Origin of the sequence: Streptomyces sp. NPDC006265 (assembly GCF_040613555.1) — a bacterium.
Classification (GTDB): Bacteria; Actinomycetota; Actinomycetes; order Streptomycetales; family Streptomycetaceae; genus Streptomyces.
The window spans coordinates 1-4,401 of the sequence record NZ_JBEXSH010000781.1; the positions used below are offsets into that span (position 1 = coordinate 1).

Annotated in this window: 4 protein-coding genes and 1 pseudogene; all 5 read left to right on the forward strand. The window is 72.2% G+C overall.

The genetic code is table 11. The features are described from left to right. A pseudogene (locus ABZ281_RS39790) lies at positions 1 to 411 on the forward strand (hypothetical protein); the annotation flags it as partial. Between the two features lie 16 nt (positions 412 to 427). Next, positions 428 to 1,660, forward strand: coding sequence for a SidA/IucD/PvdA family monooxygenase (locus tag ABZ281_RS39795; RefSeq protein WP_356662857.1), 1,233 nt, complete (start codon positions 428 to 430; stop codon positions 1,658 to 1,660). Then, entirely contained in the window at positions 1,657 to 2,034 is a 378-nt protein-coding gene (locus ABZ281_RS39800; protein WP_356662858.1) for a cupin domain-containing protein, read from the forward strand. The genes ABZ281_RS39795 and ABZ281_RS39800 overlap by 4 nt, the downstream gene beginning before the upstream one ends. Beyond that, positions 2,027 to 3,130 carry an FAD-binding oxidoreductase gene (locus tag ABZ281_RS39805; RefSeq protein WP_356662859.1) on the forward strand — a complete coding sequence of 368 codons (1,104 nt, stop codon included), beginning with the start codon at positions 2,027 to 2,029 and terminating at the stop codon, positions 3,128 to 3,130. The genes ABZ281_RS39800 and ABZ281_RS39805 overlap by 8 nt, the downstream gene beginning before the upstream one ends. Beyond that, positions 3,127 to 4,401, forward strand: a 1,275-nt coding sequence (locus ABZ281_RS39810; protein WP_356662860.1) for a class I tRNA ligase family protein, incomplete at its 3' end; no start/stop codon positions are given. The genes ABZ281_RS39805 and ABZ281_RS39810, both read left to right, overlap by 4 nt.

Genomic DNA, 4,401 nt, shown 5'->3' on the forward strand with positions numbered 1-4,401 from the left:
AGCGCCGACGGTCCGGTGCTCAGCGAGCTCGGCGCCCGGCTGCCGGGCGACCGGATCGTGGAGCTGCTGCGGCTCGTGACCGGCGTCAGCCTGCCCAGGGTGGCCGTCGCCACCGCGCTCGGCGTCGGCCTGGAGGCGGCCGGGGCCTTCGCGCGGCCGCAGGCCGAGAGCGCCGGTATCCGCTTCTTCTCCGCCGCGGGCCGCTCCTCGTACCGGGAGCTCACCGGGTGGCCGGAGCTGGAGGCCCTGCCGGAAGTCACCGAGACCGCCGTGTACTTCGCGCCGGGCGAGACCATCCCGGGCGTCGAGGACTGCCGCTCGCGCCTTGGCCACGCCCTGTTCACCGCCGACTCGCCGCAGGGCGCCGTGGACCTCTGGCATGCGCTCGGCGACCTCGTCGTCCCGGCCTGACCCGGCGGTTCCCACCATGAACGCACCCGTACTCGACTACGCGGCCGTCGGCATCGGCCCCGCGAACATGAGCCTCGCCGCGCTCGCGCATCCGGTCGAAGGGCTGCGCGGCGCCCACCTGGAACGCTGTGAGAGTTTCTCCTGGCACCCCGGACTGCTGCTTCCCGAGGCCACCCTCCAGGTTTCGCTGCTCAAGGACCTGGTGACACTGGTCGATCCGACCAGCCCCTTCTCGTTCCTGTCGTTCCTGGCGAGTGAGGGCCGGCTCTACCGGTTCCTGGCCGCGGACTTCCCGGCCGTCCTGCGCGTCGAGTTCAACCAGTACCTCCAGTGGGTCGCCGGGCGGCTGCCGAGCCTGACGTTCGGGGCGGACGTACACAGCGTGGACTTCCACGACGGGGCTTTCCACCTCCGCACCGGCGAGCAGGAAGTGACGGCGCGTCACCTCGTGCTCGGCACCGGGCTCACTCCGTCCGTCCCCGAGCCGTTCCGTCCCTTACTCGGCCCCACCGTCTTCCACTCCGGGGAGTTCCTGCTGCGGGCCCCCGAGGTGACCGGACGGCGGGTCGTCGTGGTCGGCGGCGGCCAGAGCGGCGCGGAGATCGTGCGCCACCTGGCGGCCGGCGCGGCCCCCGGGAGCATCACCTGGGTCAGCCGGCGCTCGTCGTTCCTGCCCATGGACGACTCGCCCTTCGCCAACGACCTCTACACACCCGGCTACGTACGCCGCTTCCACGCGCTGCCCTCCGACCACAAGACGCGACTCCTGGAGCGGCAGAAGTACACCAGCGACGGCATCGACCTCCAAGTCCTCCAGGACATCTACCGGTTGAGCTACCGCGACGAGTTCATCGAGAACAACCCCGGCAGGCTGCGCTTCCTGTCGGACTGCGCGGTCACCGCGATCGACGGTGGCCCCGACGAATGGAAGCTCGCCGTCGAGTCCTCGGGCCCGGACGACGCACCCGCTGTGCTCGCGGCCGACATCGTGATCCTGAGCACCGGATACGCCTACGCGCTGGCGGACTTCATGGCTCCGCTGGACGCTCGGCTGCGGCGGGACAACGGGATGCTCGTCGTCGGCGACGACTTCTCGGTCGCATGGGACGGGCCCGCGGAGAACCGGATCTACCTCCAGAACGGCGCCCGGCACTCCTGGGGCGTGGCCGATCCCAATCTCAGCCTGCTCGCCTGGCGCAGCGCGGTCATCCTCAACAGCATGCTGGGTGAAACGAGGTATCCGGTATGACCGCTCGTCAGGTCCCGCAGTTCCAGGCCGAGGCGGTCGGCGTCCTGGTCCCCTTCGCTCCGACCGAGGTGGAACCCGACGGAGTGACCGTCGCCGAGGCGGACTTCGCCCGTTCGGTCCTCCCCCGCGTGCCGTTCAAGGCCGCCCGCTTCACCGTGCCGCCGGGCGGGACCAGCTCGCCCGACCAGCACGCGGTCCAGGAGATCTGGGTGGTCCACGCCGGATCCGGCACCCTGGAGGTGGACGGCGAACGGTCGCTCGTCGGGCCCGGCTCCCTGGTGGGCTTCGCCTCGCAGGCCGTCCACGAAATCTTCGCCGACCAGGGCGAGGAACTGGTCATCTACTCCTTCTGGTGGTCGGCGCCCGATGAGTGAGCGCACCACCGGGACCGGTGGGGCGCCCCACTACGACCTCGCCGTCGTCGGCGCGGGCGCGGTCGGTGCCCTCGCCGCGTACTACGCCGTGCGCCGGGACCCGGGCCGCCGCGTCGCCGTGATCACGCACGCCGGACGGGGAACGGGCGCGACCCGATACTCGGCCGGGTTCGACACGCCCACAGGGCACAACCCGGCCCAGCGCGCCCTGGCCGCCCGCAGCACCGTGCTCTTCGACGAGCTCGCCGCCGGACTCGGCGACGCCGGACGCGCGCCGGTCGACGTCCGCTGGCTGGTGGCGCGCGAGAACACGGCCGCCCTCGACGCGACCATGGCCGACGGCCGTCGCACCCGGCCGGTCACCAGGGAGCAGCGGGCCCTGCTCGAACGGACGTTCCCCGGGCTCGCCCACGACGACGACCAAGGCATCCTGTCTACCGCCCCCATGACGGTGGGTCAGCCTCAATGGCTCACCGACCGGCTTCTCGTCGCGGTCCTCGGCCGCCCGGACAACACCCTCCTGGAGGGCTTCCGGGTCACCGACGTACGCCGTACGGGCGGGCGCGTCGAACTGGTCGCCGCCGACGGCGGCCGGATCACCGCCGCCAAGGCGGTCCTCGCGCCAGGCCCCTGGGTCCTCGACGGCCCGGTGGCGGCGGCGGCCCGCGAGTGCGGGGCCCGGGTCAAGAAGGTGGTGGCGTTCCACCTCATGACGCCGCCACCGCCGGGCGCCCCGGCACTCGTCCTGGAGGATGCCGACGCCTTCCTGCTGCCCCACCGCCCCGGCGGCCACTGGATCTTCAGCATCACCTCGCCCGACTGGGACCGCGGCCCCGACGAACCGCTCGTCATCGACGCCCGCGACCGGGAACTCGCCCTGGCCCTGCTCGCCCGGCACGTACCGGGATTCCTGCCGCATCTGCTGGGCGGCCGGGCCTTCAGCGACTGCTTCACCCCCGGCCATCTGCCGGTCGTGGACACGGTCGGCGGCGACGACGTGGTCATGGCCATCGGCGGCTCCGGCTCCGGCTACCGACTCGCCCCGGCCATGGCCGAGGACGCACTGAACCTGCTCGACGGGAGACCGCGAACATGAGCCTGCTGACCGGGGACACGCACACCCCCCGGCACTACCTCCTGGTACCGCCCGAGGCCACGCCCAACGGCCCCCTGCACCTCGGCCACATCGGCGGCCCGTTCCTGTGGTCGGACATGATCGCGCGGCATCTGCGGGTCCGCGGCGACCTGCCATTGGTGATCACCGGCAGCGATGTGTACGAGTCGTACGTGGCGCTCAAGGCGCACGCCGAGGACTCCACACCCGTCGAGGTCGCCGCCCGCTACGGACAGCGCATCCAGGACGACTTGGCCGCGCTGCGCATCGGCGTCGACGCGTTCATCGTCCCCGATCAGCAGCCCTGGCGAGAGCAGTTCGAGCAGGAGGTCGCCGCCTCGATCGAGCGGCTGACGGCCCGGGGCGCGGTGCTGACGCGCACCGAGCGTGTGCCCCACTGCGCGGCGTCGGACCGCTGGGTGGTGGGCGGCTGGCTCCAGGGCCGCTGCCCCGAGTGCGGTGCGGGCATCGCCAGTTACTTCTGCGAGGAGTGCAGTGCGCACTTCCTGCCCCAGTCGGTCGTCGAGCCGCGCCCCCTGCTCGACGAGGGGCCGCTGACCTGGCGGGAGATCTCCAGCCTCTTCCTGCGGCTGCCGGACCGCGCCCTCCTGGACTCCACGCTCGTGGACCTGGGCGTCGCCGACCGCTACCGGGCGACCGTGGCGCGCTTCCTGGAGCGCGACGGCCTGACCGTACGGCTGAGCGCCCCGCAGACGTGGGGACTTCCGCTGCCCGCGGCCGAGCCGGACGTGCCGCGCGCCCTCTTCCCGTACGCCGGGATCTTCATGTTCGCCCGCCTCGCCGGCGCCGTCCACGGCCGGCTCTCCGGCACCGGCGTGAACGCCTTCGACCCGGACTCCGGAGTCACCACCATCACCACCCTGGGGGTCGACAACGTGATCCCCACCCTGGTCTCGATCGTCGGCACCAGCCTGCTGCACGGCGGCATGAAGCCGTACGACCGGTGCCTGATCAACAACTTCTACCGGCTGGCCGGGCGGAAGTTCTCCACCAGCGCCCGGCACGCCATCTGGGCGGCGGACATCGCCGCGTCGCCCGCCATCGGCGTGGACACCGTCCGGTACCACCTCGCCGGGGCCGATCTGGAGTCCGGGGCGGCGAGCTTCGAGACGGCGGACTTCCTTCGGACCGCGAACGCCACGCTCGCCGACGGACTTGTTGGAGAGCACCACAAGACGTCGCTGCCAGCGCACCTGCCACAACCCGAGCCCCAGGAACACGGCCGCGATGAC

Bases quoted from the DNA above. Each gene is read 5' to 3' on its own strand.
- ABZ281_RS39795 (WP_356662857.1), top strand. From the start codon at position 428: ATGAACGCACCCGTACTCGACTACGCGGCCGTCGGCATCGGCCCCGCG.
- ABZ281_RS39800 (WP_356662858.1), top strand. From the start codon at position 1,657: ATGACCGCTCGTCAGGTCCCGCAGTTCCAGGCCGAGGCGGTCGGCGTC.
- ABZ281_RS39805 (WP_356662859.1), top strand. From the start codon at position 2,027: ATGAGTGAGCGCACCACCGGGACCGGTGGGGCGCCCCACTACGACCTC.